Below are 20,111 nucleotides of genomic sequence, written 5' to 3'. Positions count from 1 at the left end.
TAAGGACATGAACGAGCATGGATTTAGAGGCCGATATTCTCAAGGCATCGGCTCAAACCGATGGGTTGAAAAGCCCGCCCGCTAACCAGCCGGGCAGTGGGAAGTCTCTTGAGCACGAAGTATCAGGCTGTGAGCCATTGCAGCCTCACCAGCTATATCGGCCAGCTGATCTTTCCGGCCTTTCCTTTGCAACAACGAACGATCTTCCCGCGCTCGAAGGGGCCGTGGGGCAGCAGCGGGCCCTCGATGCCATCGGATTTGGAACTGGAATCGACAACAAGGGGTTCAACATCTTCGTTATCGGGTCCAGCGGCGCGCGAATCCAGGAAACGGTGAGAGCGATCCTCGCGCGCCAGGCGAAAAGTAGGTCGGCTCCCAGCGATTGGGTCTATGTCAACAATTTCAAGGAATCGCATAAGCCAATCGCGATTGAGCTGCCTGGGGGTCGAGCAGTTGAATTTCACGACGCAATGCATCGTCTGATTGATGATCTTAAGATCACGCTTCCCGCGATGTTCGAGGGGGAAGACTATCAAGCCCGTCGCAATGCGCTCGATCAGTCCTTTCAAAATAAGCAGGGTGAGGCATTCACAGCGCTGCGCGACAAGGCTTTGAGTCAGGGCGTCATGATCCTGCGGACCCCGCTGGGGTTCACTCTTGTTCCTGCGCAGAATGGCAAAGTGGTTCCGCCGGAAGAGTTTTCTGCATGGCCGGCAGAGAAGAAACAGCAGGTTCAGGATACAATTCGCAGTTTGGAAGGGGATTTAGAACAAATTTTAAGGCAAATCCCACAGTGGGAGAAGCTTCGGCGCGATGAAGTTCTGAAGCTGAATCGCGAGACGGCGCAATTTGCGATCGGCCAGTCGATCGAGGAGGCAAAAGAACCTTTTGTCGATCTGCCCCGCATCGTGCAGCACCTGGAAGACGTACGGGCGGATCTTATTGAGAATGTCGGAATGTTCATCGCCAAGCGCGAGCAAGGAGACGATGGCGGAGTTGAATCACGGTTGGCCAATCCGTTCGCCCGCTATGAGGTAAATATCTTCGTAAGTTCGCCGAAAGATGCCGTTGGTGCACCCGTCGTCGAGGAACTGCATCCAACCGTGGCGAACCTCATCGGCAGCATCGAGTATATTTCCCATCACGGGACACTCTTTACGAATTTTCGCCTGATCAAGTCTGGTGCGCTTCACCGCGGTAATGGCGGCTTTCTTTTGTTGGACGTTCGCAGCCTCTTGATGGAGCCATTCAGTTGGCCGGCCCTGAAGCGGACACTACGCCAAGGCGAAGTGAAGATCGAGGACATTAGCCGCTTCATTGGCTTGACGACGACGGTGTCTCTGGAACCAGATCCTATACCGCTCAATCTCAAGGTTGTATTGTTCGGCGATCGTCTGCTCTATTACCTGCTTGCATCGTTTGATCCGGAAATTGGCGAGCATTTCAAGGTGCTTGCTGATTTCGAAGATGATGTCGACCGGTCATCGGAGAGCGAAGGCGTTCATGCGCGGTTGATTGCGTCACTTCTGCAGAAGGACAGCTTGAAGCCCTTTGATCGGGGTGCCGTTGCTGCCATGATCGAACACGCGGCACGCTTGGCCGATCACGCTGACAAACTGAGTCTGTCCATCGGCGAAATTCGGGACGTTCTGGCCGAAAGTAGCTTCTGGGCCGGGCAGGCGGGTCGTTCTACGGTCATCGATGACGACGTCAAACGTGCGATCCGGCAAAGGGAGTACCGCAATTCGCGACTGCGGGACCGGACGCAGGAAATCATTCGTCAGGACGTGGCCCTGATTGAAACCTCGGGCGCCAAGGTCGGGCAGATCAACGGCCTGAGCGTGACGGAGCTAGGCGGGTATCGCTTTGGCAGGCCGACACGCATTACCTGTCGCGTGCGGCCAGGAACCGGCAAGCTCGTCGACATCGAGCGGGAGGTCGAGATGGGAGGCCCGGTCCACTCCAAGGGCGTCCTCATATTGTCTGGTTTTCTTGCAGGCCGCTACGCGCTCGATACGCCCATGTCCCTTTTTGCCAGTCTTGTCTTTGAGCAGAGTTATGCGGGAGTTGAAGGGGATAGTGCCTCCTCCGCCGAGCTTTACGCGCTGCTTTCAGCTCTCTCGGAGTTGCCGCTGCGACAGGATCTTGCCGTTACCGGTTCGGTCAACCAGCACGGGGAGATTCAGGCAATCGGCGGTGTCAACGAGAAGATCGAGGCATTCTTTGAAACCTGCAAATTGAAAGGGCTGACGGGAACGCAAGGTGTATTGATGCCAAGATCCAATATTCAGCACCTGATGCTTCGGGAAGACGTGGTTGGAGCTTGTGCAGCGGGGCAGTTTGCAATTTATGCCATAAGTTCAATCGATCAGGGCATCGCCCTGTTGACCGGTTGCGCCGCTGGCGAACGCGGTGACGACGGCACCTTTCCCGTGAAAAGCGTCAATCGCAAGGTTGAAGATCGTCTTCGCTCCTTCGCACGCATCCGCCAGAGTTTTGCAAGCACGAAGGTGCCCGATATCGGGTAGCCCCGGCAATGACGGCAGAATTTCCATTCAAGCGACTGCTTCTCAAACTGCCGGACCGCGTGGTTGATCGCACCATCATTGAAACGGCGGCAGGCTTTGCAGAGCAACTGAAGCTTAACCTTGCCGCGGAGGTTATTCAGGGCGCAGAGCTGGATTGGCTGGCTGATATTCCGGGTCTACGCGAGCTGCGCGCACTAGGTGAGGGGTGGCATCCGATCGATGTGGCGTATTGGCACAAAGAACTCTCCTTTGCTGAGAGTAGCCTGAAAGGGATTTTCGAGGCATCAGTCAAGAACCGCACTGTCAGTGCAAGCTTTTCCGCTACACGGACTGCAATGCCGTTCACCATGTCGGGTGTGGGATCAGAGGACATTGTCGCCATTCCACAGCCTGGCAATCCGATCGATCTCATTTCTCAGCAATTGAATGATCTGCTCCAGGCTGCGTTCGAGACGCCGGCGGCAGTGATGCTGGTTCCGCCAGCCGCTGGCCGTGGTGGTCCAGTCGTTGCAATTGCAGCAAATTTACATGATCCCAGCATTCGGGTGGCGATTGAAATCGCAGTCACCGGCGGTCAGGATTTGATCTTGGTGCCGGCCTACAAATTTCGAGAGAGCATCTCGTCATTGGAGGCCATTGCTGCGGGTGCTGGGGTGCCTGCCCGAATCGGAGAACTCATCGATCCTGCATCTGAGATGTCGAGCGTTTTGTCAGATATATCGCGATACAATGCTCATATGCTCGTTATGAGCCGTAGCCGCTATGGCTCCGATATTCTTGCGCCATTGGCAACGTTATCGCGGCAACGGGTCTCAATTTTGATCATGAACCGCGCGTTGGAATCATAAATGGATATCGCCATCTTTCTTAAAGACCTGATGTCGGCAGGGCACCAAGTGAAGCTGTTGGTTTAGAAAAGTATGCACTTGGAACAAAGCGGCTGGCGGCCCGCGGCGGGAGAGAATCCCGGCGTCACAGATCGGAATAACGTTTTCATCACCCTGTATCCATCCGAGACCTTACGGATTTGCACATGCCCAGGGCGGTCAGTGATACATCGCGAGTTCAGCAGGTCGGCCATTATCTCGTAACGGAGGTGCCGATCGGGAAATTGGAAGACAGCGCCGCAGCCGTCCGGCAGCACCTGATTGGAAGGACTTATGATGACGCATCACATGTCTTCGTTACGGCAGAAGATGGTCGGTTTGAAGGAATCATTAGCCTTGGCACGCTGATGAGTGCGGAAGCACAAAAACCACTCTCGGCCTTGATTAAGCCGGCTGAGCGCCATGTTGTAACTCCCGAAACCGACCGCGAAGATGCAGCGAGCCTGGCGATCCAAACAGGCATCTCGACGCTTGCCGTATGCGACGCAGATCGCCGTTTCCTCGGCGCTCTCTCAGCCTCGGCGATGATGTCGATTTTACGTGACGAACATCTGGAAGATTTGCATCACATGGCCGGCATTCTTGGCAAGTCGGAGAAGGCGCAGGCCGCATTGACAGCACCGCCGTATCGCCGCGCCCTTTACCGACTACCTTGGCTCCTCGTTGGAATGGGCGGCAGTGCTGTGGCGACTGCGACCATGGCGCGTTTTGAAGGCGTACTGGCGGCGCACATTGCAGTCGCGTTTCTCATCCCAGCGGTGGTGTATCTTGCCGATGCAGTGGGTACTCAATCTGAAGCCGTGGCCGTGCGAGGTCTATCGTTGATGGGGGGCGATCTTATCCCCCTGCTTTTTGGTGAACTTGGGACCGGGATCCTGATCGGTGCAGCGCTTGGCGGCTTGGCCTTTCCGCTCATCTGGATCATGTTTGCAAGTGCCACGCTTGCTGCCACGGTATCGTTGGCGCTGATCGCGGCGAGTAGCATTGCCACCACGATCGGACTTTTGTTGCCGTGGTCTTTCGCCCGTATAGGTTACGATCCGGCGCTCAGCTCGGGTCCACTGGCCACGGTCATACAGGACGTGATTTCGCTGCTGGTCTATTTTCTGATCGCTTCACGCGTAGTCGTCTGAACGTCGCGCAAGGGCAGTCCACGCTCATCAGCAGGTTCTGATCGAGACCAATCGCTGGCCGTTCGAGCCATTCCTCAGCATTCCTTTGCGATCCGAGCACCTCGCTCGCTTTCGCCAAAACTTCGGCGAACTTCCAGAGACGAGCACTTTGCGCTTTGGTTAAGCTTCTGCCGGCTCCTTTGCCGCCGCTGCAGCGTTCGCATGCTTTTGCCGACTGCCCTCTCAAACGACGGTTCAGATTGAAGGAGCACAAGTCCTTTTGCGAGCGTCAGAAACGCTTGGGCTGGGCGGCCGCAAGCAAGCAGGTTATGAACATCAAGGGTGCTGTTTGGAGTGAGCTTCAAGACGCTTGGCCCACCAAGCAGAGTGGCCACGCGCTCAGGGTCACAAAACATTCTTGATCTGCGTCGCTTGTCCACAAAGCGGCCATAAGCGGTAATCGTGGCGTTTTCACCGCGCCGAAGGGAACTGCGTATTAGCTCTCTTATTCGGCATCACGGCGCGTGGAGGAGCGTTTGCTGCTCGGCGCTGATCCAAGATAAGCAACGAGCGAGCCGGGCCGCCAAAGATTACTCAGCTTGGCCGCGTAACTTTCTCTACAATCAATGGTTGAAAAAATCTGAGTCGGGCTTTTGCGTCATTTGACACAGACTTATGGCCCAAAGATCCAGACTTATGCGTTACCCGAAACATTGTCGGGTGACGCATAAGTCTGGATCTGCCCACCAAAATTCCTTCAGGATTTCAACGCCGCGACCAGGCACCCTGACACATAAGTCTGGCTCAATTGACGCAATAGCCTGGACCACGGAAAGGCGTCTGACACATAAGCCTGTACCTTTGAAAATTCAGCGCATCCCACGGTTGCAGCGCCGCGGAAACCTAATTAGCCTACTCGGAGCCTGTGACCACCAAGTTATTCTTCCGACGAGCCCCATGGCGGCTGTGGCGGTTTATACGACATCTGCGCCAAAATGGATTTTGCTGCTGCAACTGTAGCAGGAACAGAAGTCGTTGAGGTGGTCCAGACAAGTTCCCAATCGATGTCACGATAGCCATGCGATAGACGGTCCCTCATTCTCGCAACCGCCCTTGCTTTCAGGTTAGAGTGATGCGAATCAAAACCCGGATCCGCTTTCAAGATCTCCTTCGCCGCCTCGCCAATTGCTTCGATGCATTTCGTCGTGGCGTGCTGAGTTTTCTCATCAGCCATGAATTGACTTTGCGTCATACCTTCGACATGACGTGCCAGCGCTTCGCCCCATTTGACGATATCGCGGAGCCGCTCTTCGATTGCAATCGATTTTGGGGTCATCACATCGGACGAAGATCTGATGCCACCCGTTCCGCTACTTCAGGGGCCAGTTCACGGGGTGTGCGGACATCGACCTTACAGCCAAGAATGCTCTCAAGCTCCAGTTCGAGTTCAGCGAGATCGTAGAGCGTCGTTTCCGGAAGCGGGTCGACCAGAATGTCGACATCGCTGCCCTGCCGATCGTCGCCGCGCGCCGACGAGCCGAAAAGCCTCGGATTGCGCACCGGGTAATGCGAAATAGCGTTCTTCACCTGGTCGATGTGCTGCTGTACCAAAGCCGACGGTCTCATGGGGTCACTCATTTCAACTAGCTGCAACTATATCATATCACGACCGTCCGAGTAAGACGGTCTGCAGCAAACTCCACATCCATCAATTGAAAGGGCGGTATCGACTCTTGGGAAGCCAGGTATCTAAGCCCTCCAATCCCGGAATGACAAATCATGCATCTTCTCTCCGTGCGCCTGCGCGACTTTAACCCAGTCGCCTTGCAAGAAGTCATCCCACACCCGCGCAACGTCAAACTTATAACCTCGATCGAAGATCGTAATCTCGAAGCCAAAGGACCTGTAAGATTCTAAATAGAGAACAAGAGAACTTTCCTTCCACTTTTCCGGCTTTCGTGGATCGACAAAAACAACAAAACGTTTCTCACCCTTGACCTCAAAAAAGTATGCCCCGCAATCACTCGGATGTGGAATTGCATGTCTATCAGGCGCATCGTTCAAACGAGCAGATACAAACCTACATTCGAAGGTTCGACACACTGCTGGACGTTCTTCATAAATACTGCACCCACTGGACGCACAGGATGATCCACAACGCTTGTAAGAAGCCTTTTCAAGCTCCAGGATCTCAGGCAGTTCGCAACACAGCGTGCAATTACGACACCAAGTTACCTTCGCCCCGTTCAACTTTTTCTGCTTTGCCTGTCCCATGGATGCGCTGTGTCCTGTTCGTCGTTCAATCCAAAATGACGTCGTCACCAGATAGGTCTATCCTATAAATGAAAGCGGGTCACAGGTGCTGCTCTGGCTGTCAGTGCTCAATCCAGGATTCGACCGAAGCAGCATGTTTCAATGACTAGATATGACGTGAAGGCTTCATCGACTAATAATCGACAAAATGCCAAACACCTCAACCTGAAATCTGCTCATGGTTGCAAAAATCTGAGTCAGACTATTGCGTCATTTGATACAGACTTATGGCTCCTAGGGTCAGACTTATGTGTCACCCAACACAACTGTCGGGTGACGGATAAGTCTGGATCGGCAGAACAAAATTCCCTCAAGATTTCAATATCTCCGGCAGGGCGCCTGACGCATAAGTCTGGCTCAATTGACACAAATGCCTGGACCACGGAAGGGCATCTGACACATAAGCCTGTACTTCTACAAATTCAGCCCATCCGATGGTTGCAGCAGCATAAAAGCCGACTGCCTAACATTGTCGACGCCGGTGTACGGTCGCTTTCGCTGCGAGGCTTCGATCTCACTTTCGCCCAATCGGGCTGCTGCTCGAACACCGGATATTTATTCCGGCTGTAAGGTCGTCTGGGACCTTCAGGTTTTGGAGGCCGCGGTTTTTGGCGCGTTTGCCTCGATGTATCTAATGATCTCCCCTTTTTGGAGAGTGACCACCGGACCGAGCGCTATTTCCGCAGCGTCAAGGAACCGGAGCCTGTCGGACATTTCCGATTGATTCCAATATACGCGAGTCATCAAATGAGTAGCGACGACTATCCTTAGGAAGGGGGAGGGCGGAAGGTCTTTCATGGCTCGCATCAAAGCATTATGGCCTCTCTTCCCATCGATGTCGGCCAGCCAGAGGGCATGTGCGAGCTTTTCCACCTCGCTCGTGACGACCGCTTTCTCAACGCTCACGGCCAAGACGCGCAATCTAGCACGCTCGCACAGGATATGCAGAAGACGGCGCAAAGGAGCGGCGAGGATGCTAAACTCCAACAGGTCGGCCATACTCTCGACTTGCCGCCGGGTTTCGGTCAGATCGGCCTTATCTTCCGACCCGTTCAGCAATGGCTTCAGGTTCTCGTCCGACGTGAAGTCCTTCCGAAGCGCATCAAAGTCGACGTTTGTATAGAGCTCGATCCAGACATGAGCCAGCAGGCTCAACAACTCAACTAGCATACCCGAGAGCCGTTCTTTCGTCTCCGCGCGTAGGTGCTCAGCTGCGGATCCAAGCATCTGCGATCCTGTCGTCCAGTACCTGATCCCGTCGGTGAACTTCTTGAAGTCTTCCGAAAGGACCTCTTCCTGATCCTCCTCGCCGAATCCTGATCTATCCGATGCCGCTTCTCGCAGTCGGTCGGCTATGTCGAGCATCTTCTGTTTGCGCTTGACGTCGCCGCGACCCGAACGTACGTCGTCCGACAGCTTGTGAAATCGCTCCTCTATCTGCCTTAGCCTATCGGTCTTCGCGAGCATCGCCGGCCTGGCGGCGTCGGTCAGCAGGACATGCTTCTGACCGTCTGAAAGGGCTAGGGCATCCCTGCCGCGCTCGACGCACTGCATAACTTTTTCAATAACCTCCGGTGATGGCTTGATCTCGCAATAGATGTCGAAGGTTCCCAGATCGATGTAATCGTCTTCAAGGTCAAAATAGGCCAAAGCCTTCTTCGGCGCTTCGGTCAGTTCGACTGCGAGCAGATACGATTCCACAAAAGGCAAGGAAAACGCGACGCGCTCATCTACGAAATGGAGTATCCCGCTATCGACGAACGAGAGCACGAAGCCCGTGGCATCGATATCGTAGCCATATTCTTTGGCGAGATCGGCGGCCATTGCTACTACGTCACCTCGCGACAGGCTGCGCTTCTCCAGCTTGAGCTCGGTAACGATCATCTGCAGAAAACGCACCCTTGTCGTCCTGGTCAGCTTCACGGCGGCCTTGTCTGCGGCCACGACCAGCGATAAGAAGCCATCGACCGCCAACTGAATCAGTTCCGCACGTCGATTGGCTTGAAGAAGCGTATTCAGCAGTTCTTTTGAAATGCCCGCGAAATAGGTGGGATGGGCGGAGAGGTCGAAACTATTGAACGTATCGTTCAAGCGGAGCGCGATTACCTCGGCCTCTGCGGCCGTCATGTCGAAGTTCTTTTCTACGAAGTGGGTGATCTCGTTGAAGGACACGTTGGAGAGCAAATAATGCTCCGCCTTTATTTGGGCAGCGAGCTCGCTCTCGCTGATGATCCGCGCCTCGTCCTTGGAGATAATGATGAACCGGCTGGCCGGACGCGCCTTGATCTGCTTGATAAGGAAGTCGAGCTTCGATTTTGAACCCAGCACTGGCCCGTCGATGATGAAGACGAGCTGCGCGCCCTCCGTCTCTTCCACCTCGCTGAAATCCCAATGCGCGGCTTCAATCAGACCGAGACGGGGTGGCCTAACGGCATCCCCATCAACTACGACCGGAAGGAGTTGCTTGCCACCCACGACGGCAGTGAGGAGATCGCTCGCAATGACCCATGGCAGGCTGTCGTCCGGGTAGTTTTTGGCTAGGCTCAACAGAATTGCGCCGTGTTTTTCGAGGGCATCGCGAACCTCTTCAGGTGAGGAGGAAAACTTCGTTCCAAGACCACTTACGTACTGAACATTCCGCATCCTTGGGACCGGAAGCCGGTAACCCTTCTCCAGAAGCTTGAATTCGGGCGAGAGCTGGCGAAGCTTGGTTTCGATGCTTTCAGCGCATTCGGCGATGAGCGTGGTGATGTCTTTCTTTACGGGCGATGCGAGCGGTAACAGAGACTGCCCGTCACCGACCTTCATCGAGCGAATACGCTCCACCGCACTCTTGAACCGCGGGTTGCTGAACTGGAGCTTCAGGAAACTGGCGGCGTTACCCGCCGCCATTGATCGGATGTTGCCAGCTGTCGATGCTTCCAGCTGGTCTTTCGAGAGATCAGCGTAATCCGATATCCCCCTAATGGTCAGGGACTCGGCCTTCCGTCGTCTGAGGGCGGCCTGGATGCCTCCGCTCTCTGTCTCGATCGCGAAGATCTTGCGATCGACGTTAATGATCTTCTTGTTGTACTGCTCGCTTTTACTAACGGCGGCGCATACGACCTTGCAATCCTTGGACTTCGGCTGAGCTATCGTCTCCGGGGCGCCCCCCCGTCCAACAACAGGATTTGGGAATTTCTCCTTGGCCGCTGCTTCACGCTCCAACTGCCATCCGGCATATAGGTCTTGCAACTTGGGATCAGTGCGAATGAAGTTGATGGCAGCGACTATCGGCTCGTAGCACTTCTCATGATTTGGGGAAAAGGCGATATCCAATTCCCCGCCCTTGCCTTCGTAAGCCTTCGTGTTGTCGTAGACGTCATAGATCTCGTAGCTGTAGCAGACGTCGCAAAGGTTCAGGTCATTCGTCAGTGAGCCAGCAATCCCCAAGCAGATGACAAGCGAAAAATCAAAGTCGTCGAAAGCGCTTTCGACGGCGTCGCGGGCCGAGGTTCTGCCCATGCCTTGCTGTTGCACGACCAGCATCGACGGGCTTTGATCGCCCGTCTCGACCCAATGTCTGTAGGTCGTGTCCGTCGATAGATCTTCGAGCGATTTGAAAACCTTCTGTACTTCTAGAAGCTCCTCCTCCAGGGGAATGACCAAGAGAATGTCAAAAGCACGCTTGGTCATGTTGAAAGGATCTCTCGGTTTTTGGGATGGTCGCCGATTCGGCAACGATAATAATATCATCATGCCAACCTCGGGTTGAGAATATACCCAACTCGACCGTGATCACCGGCGCTCTTTTTCGCGGCCCTAGGTAGCTTTCGTAGCCGCGGACGCTGATGGCCCATGACTAGCCGGGGATCGCGAAATCCATCATGGTCCTGAGCGGTCAGGATGCGCGGGACCGGAAATACGTCTCCGACCTCACCAAGCGGGTTTCCAAGCCCTGCGGACTTTAAGGCAGAGCAGCGCCGTGCGGTCCGGCGTTGACTTCAATTGCAAACGTGATGTTGCCCCTCCCAAAATAGGTCCGTTTCGGACCTATTTTCTGCGTCATTAATTGACTGGCAACCCGAACAGAGATACCCAATAGGCGTTACAAGAACCCGGCCCCGTCCATTCGTCCTTGATGGAAAGCGCTTTACCGCGCTACGAGTGGGCGGGGTCTTGTCTTTTCTAGGGGGCGTTGGTGTCGAAATTCGCTGTCCTGATGGACGGCGGCTTCATCAAGAAAAAACTACAGCAAAAGAACAAACATTTCCCAACAGTTGCAGAAATTGAAGCCGAAGTTCAGCGCATAAAGGCAAGCCCCTATCTCGCGGCCTCTACGCTATTGCGGGTTTATTTTTATGATGCTCCGCCCGCATCCGGGAAACTGACCTGCCTCCGGTTTTCTGGACTGCGCTAAGCTGGAAAATTCCAGTTTTGCGGCAACGGCCGGAGGACGGAGCGAACCATGAAGAGATCGAAGTTTTCGGAGGCGCAGATTGCCTTCGTGCTGAAGCAGGCGGAGGACGGCACCGCGATCGGCGAAGTCTGCCGGAAGGCAGGGATCTCCGAAGCCACGTTCTACAACTGGCGTAAGAAGTATGCCGGTCTGATGCCCTCGGAGATGAAGCGCCTGCGTCAGCTCGAGGATGAGAACGGCAAGCTCAAGAAGCTGGTCGCCGACCTGTCGCTTGATCGCGCCATGCTGCAGGATGTTCTTCGCCGCAAACTATGAAGCCTGCCCGGCGTCGGCAGTTGGTCGATCATGCGCGATCGACCTGGAAGGTCTCGATCCGTCGCGCCTGTTCAGTCCTGGTGACGGAGCCCTCGACCTACCACTACAAGAGCCGCCGCGCTGGGCAGGCGCCCCTTTGCCACCGGATGAAGGAGATCGCCGCAACACGGGTGCGCTACGGCTACCGGCGGATTCATGTGCTGCTGCGGCGTGAGGGCTGGCCGGTGAACGCCAAGCGCGTCTATCGGCTGTATCGCGAGATGGGCCTGCAATTGCGCAACAAAACGCCCAGGCGCCGGGTCAAGGCCAGGCTGCGAGACGACCGTCAGCCAGCGACCCGCTCGAACGAGATCTGGGCGATGGACTTCGTGCACGATCAACTCGCCACCGGCCGCAAGTTGCGCGTGCTCACCATCGTGGACACGTTCTCCCGGTTTTCGCCGGCGACGGAAGTGCGCTTCAACTTTCGCGGTGCCGATGTTGTCGAGGTGCTTGAACGTGTCGGCCGCCAGCTTGGCTATCCAAAGGCCATCCGGGTCGACCAGGGCAGCGAGTTCGTCTCGCGCGATCTCGATCTCTGGGCCTACCAGCGTGACGTCACGCTCGACTTCTCCCGGCCAGGCAAGCCCACCGACAACGCATTCATCGAGTCGTTCAACGGCAAGTTCCGGAGCGAGTGTCTGAACGCACACTGGTTCATGAGCCTCGACGATGCGCAGCGAAAATGCGAGGCTTGGCGTAGACACTACAACGAGGAGCGACCACACAGCGCGATCGGCAACCGACCGCCGATCGACGTGCTGAATCGATCAGCGGCGCACGGCCCGCCACTGGTCGAACAGGCTGGAAATTCCCCAGCCGCGTGATCCAAAGACGGGGTGCAGCTCAACAGGCTGGAAATTCCCCAGCCGCGTGATCCAAAGACGGGGTGCAGCTCAAAACTTACGAATCCACTGGATTCATCGATCCTGGATTTAGGGTCACATCCCCATTACTCGGCAAACGTCAGCCTACAGCAGGGTCTTGAAGTTCAACCGGACTTTGCCTTGCGCCAAGGAGATACAGCCGTTCACGGCTGGGCAGTCGGCGGGGCCGCCATGCGGCACATAGTAAAAAATGGCGCGCGCGCCATTCAAGCAAACGATCTAATTCCGAACATCGAACAAAAAGGTGTCGATCTTCGAATCGGCCTTGATATCGCCAGACTATCTCTCGGCAAGTTAGTCGACATTATTGTCGTCGTTACTGGTGACAGCGATATGGTGCCAGCGTTCAAGTTTGCTCGGCGTGAGGGCGTGCGCGTGTATTTGGACCATTTAGGTCACGGCGTGAAACGCACTCTGAAAGCGCACGTTGATGTAGTCCTCTAAATTGCCAGCTGCTAGTAGCCTTTATAGTTACGGCTAACGGACGAGAGACTTGACTGGCATTTGACGTTGCTCACTTAGACAACCGCGTCGCAGAGGCGCCCCCCGATGTCTAAAAGCCCAAGGTCTGAATAGTGCCTCGTCGATAGAAATACTGCCCCACCTCTCGATTGCCAATCGCAAAATGGATGCCTTTTAGCTTCAGATGAGGCACCAGCGTCCTGACATGAGTCCCAAGTGCTCTCGCTATAACTGATGCCAGAACGAACTCGCGCTGGAATGCCGCAAGGCTATCTGTATTCACATACATTTGCTGCTTGTTTCTCAATGGCGATGTATGCCTCTTAACTTCTAGATACCCTTCATCAATGAGCCGCTTCATCACAGTATAGGTGATGCCTAGAATCTCTCGTGCGTCCTCAACAGTAACGCTTGCTGGGTGCTTCCGATTCCGGTCGCGAAATACTTTTAAGGCTTCTACGTCGACTAGAATCTGAAGCATGCCCTGCGCATTTGCCAGCCGAGCTGCACATTTGACCTGTCCCTCCAGAATCGCTTTGCCAATGTCGGCCACAGGCACCAAGCTTCGCTTGGCTGCCGTGACAATGTCATATGTACCTGGAGGACGCTTAATGACAGTTGATGCATTGCCAATCATCTGTTTCAATAAATCATTCAGATCGCGCTTGCGTAGGATGTGTTCGGCGACGCCCTTTGAGACGGGCAAGAATGGCTTGATCACGCCTGCTTCGAACATGGTCTGCATGGCGTGACGTGGGAGTCGGAGATAACTGCGCGCCGTGTTGAAGCTTAAGCGGTCATCCAATTCTTTTGCAACGTTCTCGATAACATGAGCAGGAAAAATCGTCTGCCAGTTACTCTTCTTCGATCTGCTTTTGTCTAGATAACCCAACGCAACCAGTGTGCGCCGCAAGGCTGGGTGACTTAGCTTTACCGCTTTGCTCGCGTCCCACAGTGTATATAGTCGCCGAGTACCGACTGGCCGGCTGAAAACAAGCTCATCTGGCCCCAGCGGGATGTTGTCGAGGATGTGCTCTCGCACCAGCTCGCGAATGGGGTCATAAGCTCTCTCGCGAGTATCATGAGACAGCCATTCATACACGCGGCCGTAAGCCACTCTTGGGCCCCAATGTCCTAGACGAATTTTGGCAGTGGCGATGAGGTGATCGAGGAAACGAAACAAATGAGCCTTGTCACTGCTGAAGATGTCGAAGCCAGCTGACATAGCCTTTTGAGGCTGTACCCCGCCACCTGTCCACGTGAATGCACGATGCCCAGCCACGGCAACCGCCCCAAATCGATCCATCAGCCTAATGGCATTCCATAGTGGGAGTTCGTCTAGGATGGGCGCACGCACGCGCGGCATAAAACCGAGTCGCCCTAATATGTAAGTTTCCGCGCGAACATCGCTGATCTCCCTGCTATGCGCCGCGGCAAAATCACATGCGGGTCCGGCGGCGTATCGTACGTCGAGTGCTTTTGGATCGACGACTATACTTGCTCTCTCGGGATTTCGATCGAGTAACATGGTACAGTGAAATGGACATACACGCACGTGCGTAATGTTCCACCACGTTCTCACGTGCGCTCGAAATGCTGGATCACCTCTGCCGGTGTCTAGATCGTCTTTGAGGCAACTGGGACAGATACGCAGTGATGCGTACGACCAGTCATCTCTGTGTAGAACCTCATCGCCGAGCCGCACCCAGTTATCCTTGTCGATGCGGAACGTGGTGTGACTCAGAGATGCGAGATCAACGTTTGCGAGGGATGCAATTTCGCTGTTCCTCCGTCCATAAATTATCTCACGGTAGGGGATGCTCATATTCCCGCCGAACGCGGCGAGCGATTTCATACCATTGCGCCTCGCCAACCTGTTTGCTAGCGCGTAGGCCGGTTCGTCTCCGAACCAGATCACGCGCGCAGCTAGTGGACGAAAAGACCGCTCGGTACTCTGCCTGCAATCTCGGTTCATCAAGCGCTCCTTTAGGCTGCCTCCGCGACGGAACGCACGAATACTGGGGCATGTCGAGTCATCAGGTCGGAGCGAAGATAAAACACCTGTCGGCAACGGGGAGGTGATGCGACTGGCCGAATGCGGGCATCTGCTAGTCTCCTATTGACGATGTTAGGGTGGATGCCGCTAGCCTTCGCTAAGGCTGAAGCAGCGACGAACGTCCTCCGAAAGATGTCGAGCTCGGATTGCTGAATGCCCTTCTGCGAGTATCGGATCAAGCCGAGCTGGGCAAGCTGGCGGGCGACTTCCCACTTGACCTGCAGAGCTGAGGCAACATCCGCGATAGGAAGACTGTTTCGGCTGATTTTTCCCAGCTGCCGGATATCAGCGAGCCGAACAACAATACGAGAGAGTCCAGGCTCTTGGCTGAATACAACCGGTGTTAATCGTCCTTTCCGAATGGCATCGATGGCCAGCCAAAGGGGGCAGCGGCCGATTTGACATGCCTTTGGCAGCACGATTGCGTCGGTTGCCGAAGGCTGCGGACGCACACTTCGATTCAACTGCTCAAGGATGTCATCAACGTCCAAATCCGTGAACGATCTGCGGTTTGCACCAAACCAGGCCTTTGCAAGCTCCCGCGCTTGCATACGCCCGATCCCCAATTTTCCCGCGAGCTGGCTGACGCCAAATTGCTGCGATCGAGTAACGGCGATGTGATCGACTTCCTGAACGTCAACGCGAATGGGTGTGCCCCGCTTAGTCACTCGGGGGATAAGGCCCTTGGCAGCTAGCAGCGTACGAGTGCTCGCAGGAGCCATTTTCAGACGTCTGGCAGCGTCACGAACCGTCACGTAACGAGCAGAAGTTGTCTTCGCACCAAAAACAGGTTTGGAAAGGCAAACTCCACTACGCGCAGCATGCTCGCGAATTTCCTGCTTGATGGCCTGCACGATCGGACCGTTGCCAATATCGTACAATCCCCTGTGTACGGAGCCATAAGTTGCTGACGCGCCCCAGCGGCCCAGCGTGGCTTCAGAGGTCGCGACGCATCGGTCAAGCAGAGAGTGAAATCTACGCGGCCAATGCCTGAAAATCTCAAAACCTGCGTGAAGAATTCTATGCGTCGCCACCCCCACAGCATCGTCCAAAACTTTTGTTCCGACGAGCTCAAGGCAATCGATGGCTTCCGACAACGTGCCTGCATCCAGCGTCGAATTTGGAAGTCTGGGCGCGCCCCCAATTCTGCCAATAATGTAAGCATCGCCGAGATAATCGACGACGGCACTTTGCTGTGCCGATGTAATGAGGTGGCCATTCGAGCAGCAGCCAAGATGGCATGTTTGGAAATCGAGCGGGTCTCCGCTGCGCTGACAAGCGCCGACCAGAGGAGCTCGATGGATCGGACAGACCGAGACGGCTTGGATGTCCCACCATGCCCGGTGCCAACGTCGTGGCAAGCGATTTTCCTGAGCCTCAATTTGATCGGCTTGGAAACATTGTGGACAGCACCGCCGCCCATGGTTCAGCGTCCAGTGTTTACGACGCAGAAATTCATCACGCAACATAACGCCGCCGCCTACCGGCCGTGCTGTATCGAAGGAAAGGCCGTCTAAATCCGCCGCCGCCGCCGTGGCCAGGGGGCGCAGATTGCGCCCCCTGAAGAGATCGAACCAGTCCGTCCCGATGGCGCTTGCGATGAGATGTGCCTGCTTCACGCCGTGGGCTTCGCCCAAGCGCATCAGGTAGCCGAGGGCACTTTCGCCGTTTTGCCGACGCGGCCGACTAGGCAGCTTCATCGAGACTTTCCTCGAGCTTCTTTCTTCCCTTCAGCTTGGTCAGGTCGTCGTAGTTGAACTGGCGCTTCGGAGTCCGAAACTGATTGATGTTGGCCATAAGAAACGGGTTGTTATCAGGGGAAACTCCAAACGGGCGCCTGTATGCTTCTGCCAAGTACTCAGCGGCAATTATGTCGCCGTCTAATGACACAGCGAGCGCCGCTGCCTCTTGTGCGAAATACGCTATGCGTCCGATGTAACCTTGGGATGCGATCATGAACCGCTCCGGCATATCGTCCTGATCGAAGCCTGAACCTGGAAATCCAAGTTGAACCTGAAGGTCCTTGAGGAACCTCACAGCCTTGCTTCGGTCTCTTGACGTCAATGGCGTCACTTCTAAAAAGTGGCTGCGTCGCTCAACCTCCTCGTATTTCTGTATGAACTTACTCAGCACATCGAGTCCGGATAGAATGAGCTGTATCGGATTGGTTTCCGATACCATCAGTGACTTTAGCGTCATGGCGATCTTTTCACGCTCTGTATCTTTGCGACCGGACAGAACGTTGTGCATTTCATCGATAAAGACCACGCCAACGCCCTGAGCATGTAAGTTCGCAACGACGCAATCCCACACCTCATGCTCTCGAAGCGCCCTGCTAAACGGAAGACCCAGATGCTTCAACATTCGCATGCCCAACGTGCGGAGCGTGCATGGAGCGGGTGCATCCAAGGCCAACATTGGTCGTTGGATCCCTTCCTCTGTCTCGAAGGATTGTAAAATGGGGTCCTTTCGGAGGTGTTTGAGAATATGAGTTTTCCCTGCGCCAGTTGGTCCGTACACAACTAAGCAAAGGCCCTCAAGGCCGCCGTCAACACGGTCCAGTAGACCGTCGAAATACTGCTTCGCCACCGCTGATTTACCGGTTGCGATATCGATAGCCTTGATGGCGCGCAGCTTTGCAACTTTCGGATTGTCTCGGCGTAAGCGCCGATATTTGCGCTCATTATCAAGTGAAGAGTTGGGTATCGCGTCCAGCGCATGCATATGCTCGATAAGCTGTTTCATCATACGTTCTCCTCAATGTCGCTGCCCCAAAGTGAATCGTCGTTGTCGTCGAACAGGGGGCGAGCTGATCGACGATGCGTCCTCGATTCGTGGGATTGAACTAGCGAATGCGAAGAAGTGCGCTCTGAGTGCGAAGCGTGGGGGTCAGCCGAAGAAGGCAAATCCACGATCGGAAAGGTATCTGTGGGATCGTGGCTGCACCGACTGTCTTCGCGCTGACGGCATTCTTGACGAAATGCGCTCAGCGCTATGGCTGACTGTTCCTCGTTGAGGTTCTCAAAAGCGCGGTCTTGGGCCTCGTCGAAGGGATTGGGAGACGCAACTTCCGAGAGCGGATGTCCGCCCGCTTCAGAAGCGGGTGCAAGCAGCGCGGGATCAGAAAAGCTCTCCGCCTTACGTTTCCTCCTAGCGTTTTTGGTGGGACGCTCATCCGGATCGGTGGGGTCGATCGAGATGTCATAATCGGGCACGTCTAGGCGCGCCTGCATCCATCGATAGTCCTGCTCCGTGATCTTCCCACGGGGTTTATGACCCATGGCTTCTGCCTCTCGCAGAAGTGCCTCGCGCGCCTTGAGCAGAATGGCGCGACTTACCCGCTGATTTTCCTTGGTTCGTTTGCGGGCGAGCTCGACCACATCCATCCACATTCGAAGAGTGAGTCCTTCGATGAGTTCTGGCTGCTGACAGGCGATCGCCTCCCATTTACCTTTTTGCTCGTCGAGAACGAACACGTGATACAGGTCGAGTGGATCGATCTTCACCATCCACTGGCGGCCGAGATGGCCATCACGCTGCTTGAACAGCTTCAACTGAGGCCCTCGATACTCAAGCCCCATAAAAATGATTCCCGCCTTCTGAATCGTTCGGTGGACCACCATGCCCATGAGAGGGACGAGACAGTCGACCTCAGGCGGAAGACGGACGCCGCAACCAGAAAGGGCTTGCCAGCGCTCAAGTGGCGTCTGCCCAAACGCGCGACTATTCGGGCGATTGTGATAGATATCGACGACCCAGCGCATGAAAAGTTTCTGGAGCTGTTCCAGCGTCATGCGGGCATAGCCGCTGGAATCATAGTCACCGCGCTGTTCAACATTCGAGAATGTCCGACCAGGGAAGACGCTTAAGAAATCCCGCGTGACCTCGAGGAAAAACCGCTCCACTTTTCCTTTGAGGTGAGGCTTGCCGGCCGGGACAAAACGGACTTCAAACTGAAGCTGGCCCGCGGCGGCAACAAGAGACGTCGAACGAAACTGCGGCCCGTTATCGACCTTGATGATTTCAGGAACGCCATATACAGGGAAGGGCGATTCGGCGCCGCTGCCGCTGGTGTCCTTCTTGGATATAGTCATGCGTATCGCTTGCATGATTGTCGTCCAGCTCGCGCGCTCGTATCCGATGTGCCAGCCGACAATCATGCATGTTGCCTCGCAGATGCCTACCGTCAGATATGCACGTCCGCGTGGCCGTCCGTCCTCATCGACCAGAATGATGTCGAGTGGGGTTTCGTCAAATTCGACTATCTGCAACGGGCGCGTTGCGATCGGTGCACGGTTAATCAGGCGAAACTGATCCTCCGCTTTCTTCCGACCCTCCCGGTAGAAAACTTGCGTAAAGGAATCCACGTTGTCGGCAATCCAGCGGCGAACAGCCGCCTCGCTGGGCTCGACAAATGCAGGGAAGTGTCCCTCGTCATTCAGCTTCCTGATTTCACGACAGATACTGTCATGCACGACCGTCACTGGCGGCGCTTCGAGGGTGAGCCATTTCTCCTTGATCTTGCCAGCAATGATCGCTTTCACTGCCGGATCAAGCTTCCCCTTCCGATTGCCCTTCAAATGATGAAGGGGTGCAAGCGCACCGATCAGCCGCCCGGCCTGACGCCATCGCAAATGCCAATCGCGAAGTGTGGCGCCTGATATTAACTCAAGGGGAACCTGACAGGGCTCTAGACCCTGGTCGCGGGCCTGAACGAGACGCCTATAGCGTGCGACGATCGTCGCAATTCGTTCGTAACCGTGAAGCCGCTTGGGGAAAAGTTTCCGCCCAAAGAAGCGGTCGCAGGCCTTCACATAGTCAAGCCGAAGCAGCATCTCCTGCTGCTGACACTTTGTGAAGCTTTCGAAGGCCCGTGACACCGCATCAGCAAGCGCCGGTTCAAGGAGTTTCGGTGCATGCCGCTCAATTCGCATTCGACCAGCAGGGTCGAAATAGAGATCCCGAAGCTCCTCCCCGGTAAACGTGCGAACAACCGTGCCTCCTATCTGTTTCAGCGTGAGCACGTCACGGGTTCGATCGATCTCTTCATACCAAGCGTTGTCGATAATGATCGCATCACCTTTCGCGAGTCTGATCAGCGGAACGTTCATTG

The 20,111-nt window shown here is 55.2% G+C and carries 14 protein-coding genes; 6 read left to right on the top strand and 8 right to left on the bottom strand.

What is annotated here, in order from left to right:
- Positions 1-17: 17 nt before the first annotated feature.
- The 3 genes from RO009_08035 (at position 18) to RO009_08025 (ending at position 4,548) form a co-directional block, all read left to right on the top strand.
- Positions 18-2,528: an AAA family ATPase gene (locus tag RO009_08035; GenBank protein ID MDT3684976.1), complete on the top strand. Its 2,511-nt coding sequence runs from the start codon at positions 18-20 to the stop codon at positions 2,526-2,528.
- Positions 2,529-2,536: 8 nt separating this feature from the next.
- The gene (locus RO009_08030) at positions 2,537-3,376 is read left to right on the top strand and encodes a hypothetical protein (GenBank protein ID MDT3684975.1); all 840 of its coding nucleotides are present in this window, start codon (positions 2,537-2,539) and stop codon (positions 3,374-3,376) included.
- 185 nt (positions 3,377-3,561) lie between these two features.
- Positions 3,562-4,548: a magnesium transporter gene (locus tag RO009_08025; GenBank protein MDT3684974.1), complete on the top strand. Its 987-nt coding sequence runs from the start codon at positions 3,562-3,564 to the stop codon at positions 4,546-4,548.
- A 916-nt stretch (positions 4,549-5,464) separates the two neighbouring features.
- Here the strand turns inward: RO009_08025 and RO009_08020 are convergent.
- The 4 genes from RO009_08020 to RO009_08005 form a co-directional block, all read right to left on the bottom strand.
- On the bottom strand, positions 5,465-5,863 hold the full coding sequence (locus RO009_08020) for a DUF86 domain-containing protein (GenBank protein ID MDT3684973.1): 399 nt from the start codon (positions 5,861-5,863) through the stop codon (positions 5,465-5,467).
- Positions 5,863-6,153 (bottom strand): nucleotidyltransferase domain-containing protein, encoded by a 291-nt coding sequence (locus tag RO009_08015; protein MDT3684972.1) that lies wholly within the window; start codon positions 6,151-6,153, stop codon positions 5,863-5,865. The genes RO009_08020 and RO009_08015 overlap by 1 nt, the downstream gene beginning before the upstream one ends.
- Before the next feature lie 123 nt (positions 6,154-6,276).
- The gene (locus RO009_08010) at positions 6,277-6,801 is read right to left on the bottom strand and encodes a hypothetical protein (protein ID MDT3684971.1); all 525 of its coding nucleotides are present in this window, start codon (positions 6,799-6,801) and stop codon (positions 6,277-6,279) included.
- Between the two features lie 624 nt (positions 6,802-7,425).
- Positions 7,426-10,515, bottom strand: a complete 3,090-nt coding sequence (locus RO009_08005) for a hypothetical protein (GenBank protein MDT3684970.1) — start codon at positions 10,513-10,515, stop codon at positions 7,426-7,428.
- Positions 10,516-11,020: 505 nt separating this feature from the next.
- Between RO009_08005 and RO009_08000 the strand changes: the two genes are divergently transcribed.
- From RO009_08000 to RO009_07990, 3 genes are all read left to right on the top strand, one after another.
- Positions 11,021-11,239: a hypothetical protein gene (locus tag RO009_08000; GenBank protein ID MDT3684969.1), complete on the top strand. Its 219-nt coding sequence runs from the start codon at positions 11,021-11,023 to the stop codon at positions 11,237-11,239.
- 48 nt (positions 11,240-11,287) lie between these two features.
- Positions 11,288-12,420 (top strand): IS3 family transposase gene (locus RO009_07995; protein ID MDT3684968.1). Its coding sequence is split into 2 segments (ribosomal slippage): positions 11,288-11,549 and positions 11,549-12,420, totalling 1,134 coding nucleotides; the frame shifts between segments, so codons are not numbered across the junction.
- A 12-nt stretch (positions 12,421-12,432) separates the two neighbouring features.
- Entirely contained in the window at positions 12,433-12,924 is a 492-nt protein-coding gene (locus RO009_07990) for an NYN domain-containing protein (protein ID MDT3684967.1), read from the top strand.
- Between the two features lie 109 nt (positions 12,925-13,033).
- Here RO009_07990 and RO009_07985 read toward each other — a convergent pair whose 3' ends face one another.
- The 4 genes from RO009_07985 to RO009_07970 are packed head-to-tail and all read right to left on the bottom strand — an operon-like array spanning position 13,034 to position 20,109.
- Entirely contained in the window at positions 13,034-14,917 is a 1,884-nt protein-coding gene (locus RO009_07985) for a TniQ family protein (protein MDT3684966.1), read from the bottom strand.
- 11 nt (positions 14,918-14,928) lie between these two features.
- On the bottom strand, positions 14,929-16,698 hold the full coding sequence (locus tag RO009_07980; GenBank protein ID MDT3684965.1) for a TniQ family protein: 1,770 nt from the start codon (positions 16,696-16,698) through the stop codon (positions 14,929-14,931).
- Positions 16,685-17,743 (bottom strand): TniB family NTP-binding protein, encoded by a 1,059-nt coding sequence (locus RO009_07975; GenBank protein MDT3684964.1) that lies wholly within the window; start codon positions 17,741-17,743, stop codon positions 16,685-16,687. Before RO009_07975 ends, RO009_07980 begins: the two co-directional genes overlap by 14 nt.
- Positions 17,743-20,109, bottom strand: coding sequence for a DDE-type integrase/transposase/recombinase (locus tag RO009_07970; protein MDT3684963.1), 2,367 nt, complete (start codon positions 20,107-20,109; stop codon positions 17,743-17,745). The genes RO009_07975 and RO009_07970 overlap by 1 nt, the downstream gene beginning before the upstream one ends.
- Between the last annotated feature and the right edge of the window lie 2 nt (positions 20,110-20,111).

The organism is Pseudorhodoplanes sp., from assembly GCA_032027085.1.
In the GTDB taxonomy this organism is placed as follows: Bacteria; Pseudomonadota; Alphaproteobacteria; order Rhizobiales; family Xanthobacteraceae; genus Pseudorhodoplanes.
This window is presented reverse-complemented; position numbering and strand designations above follow the sequence as displayed.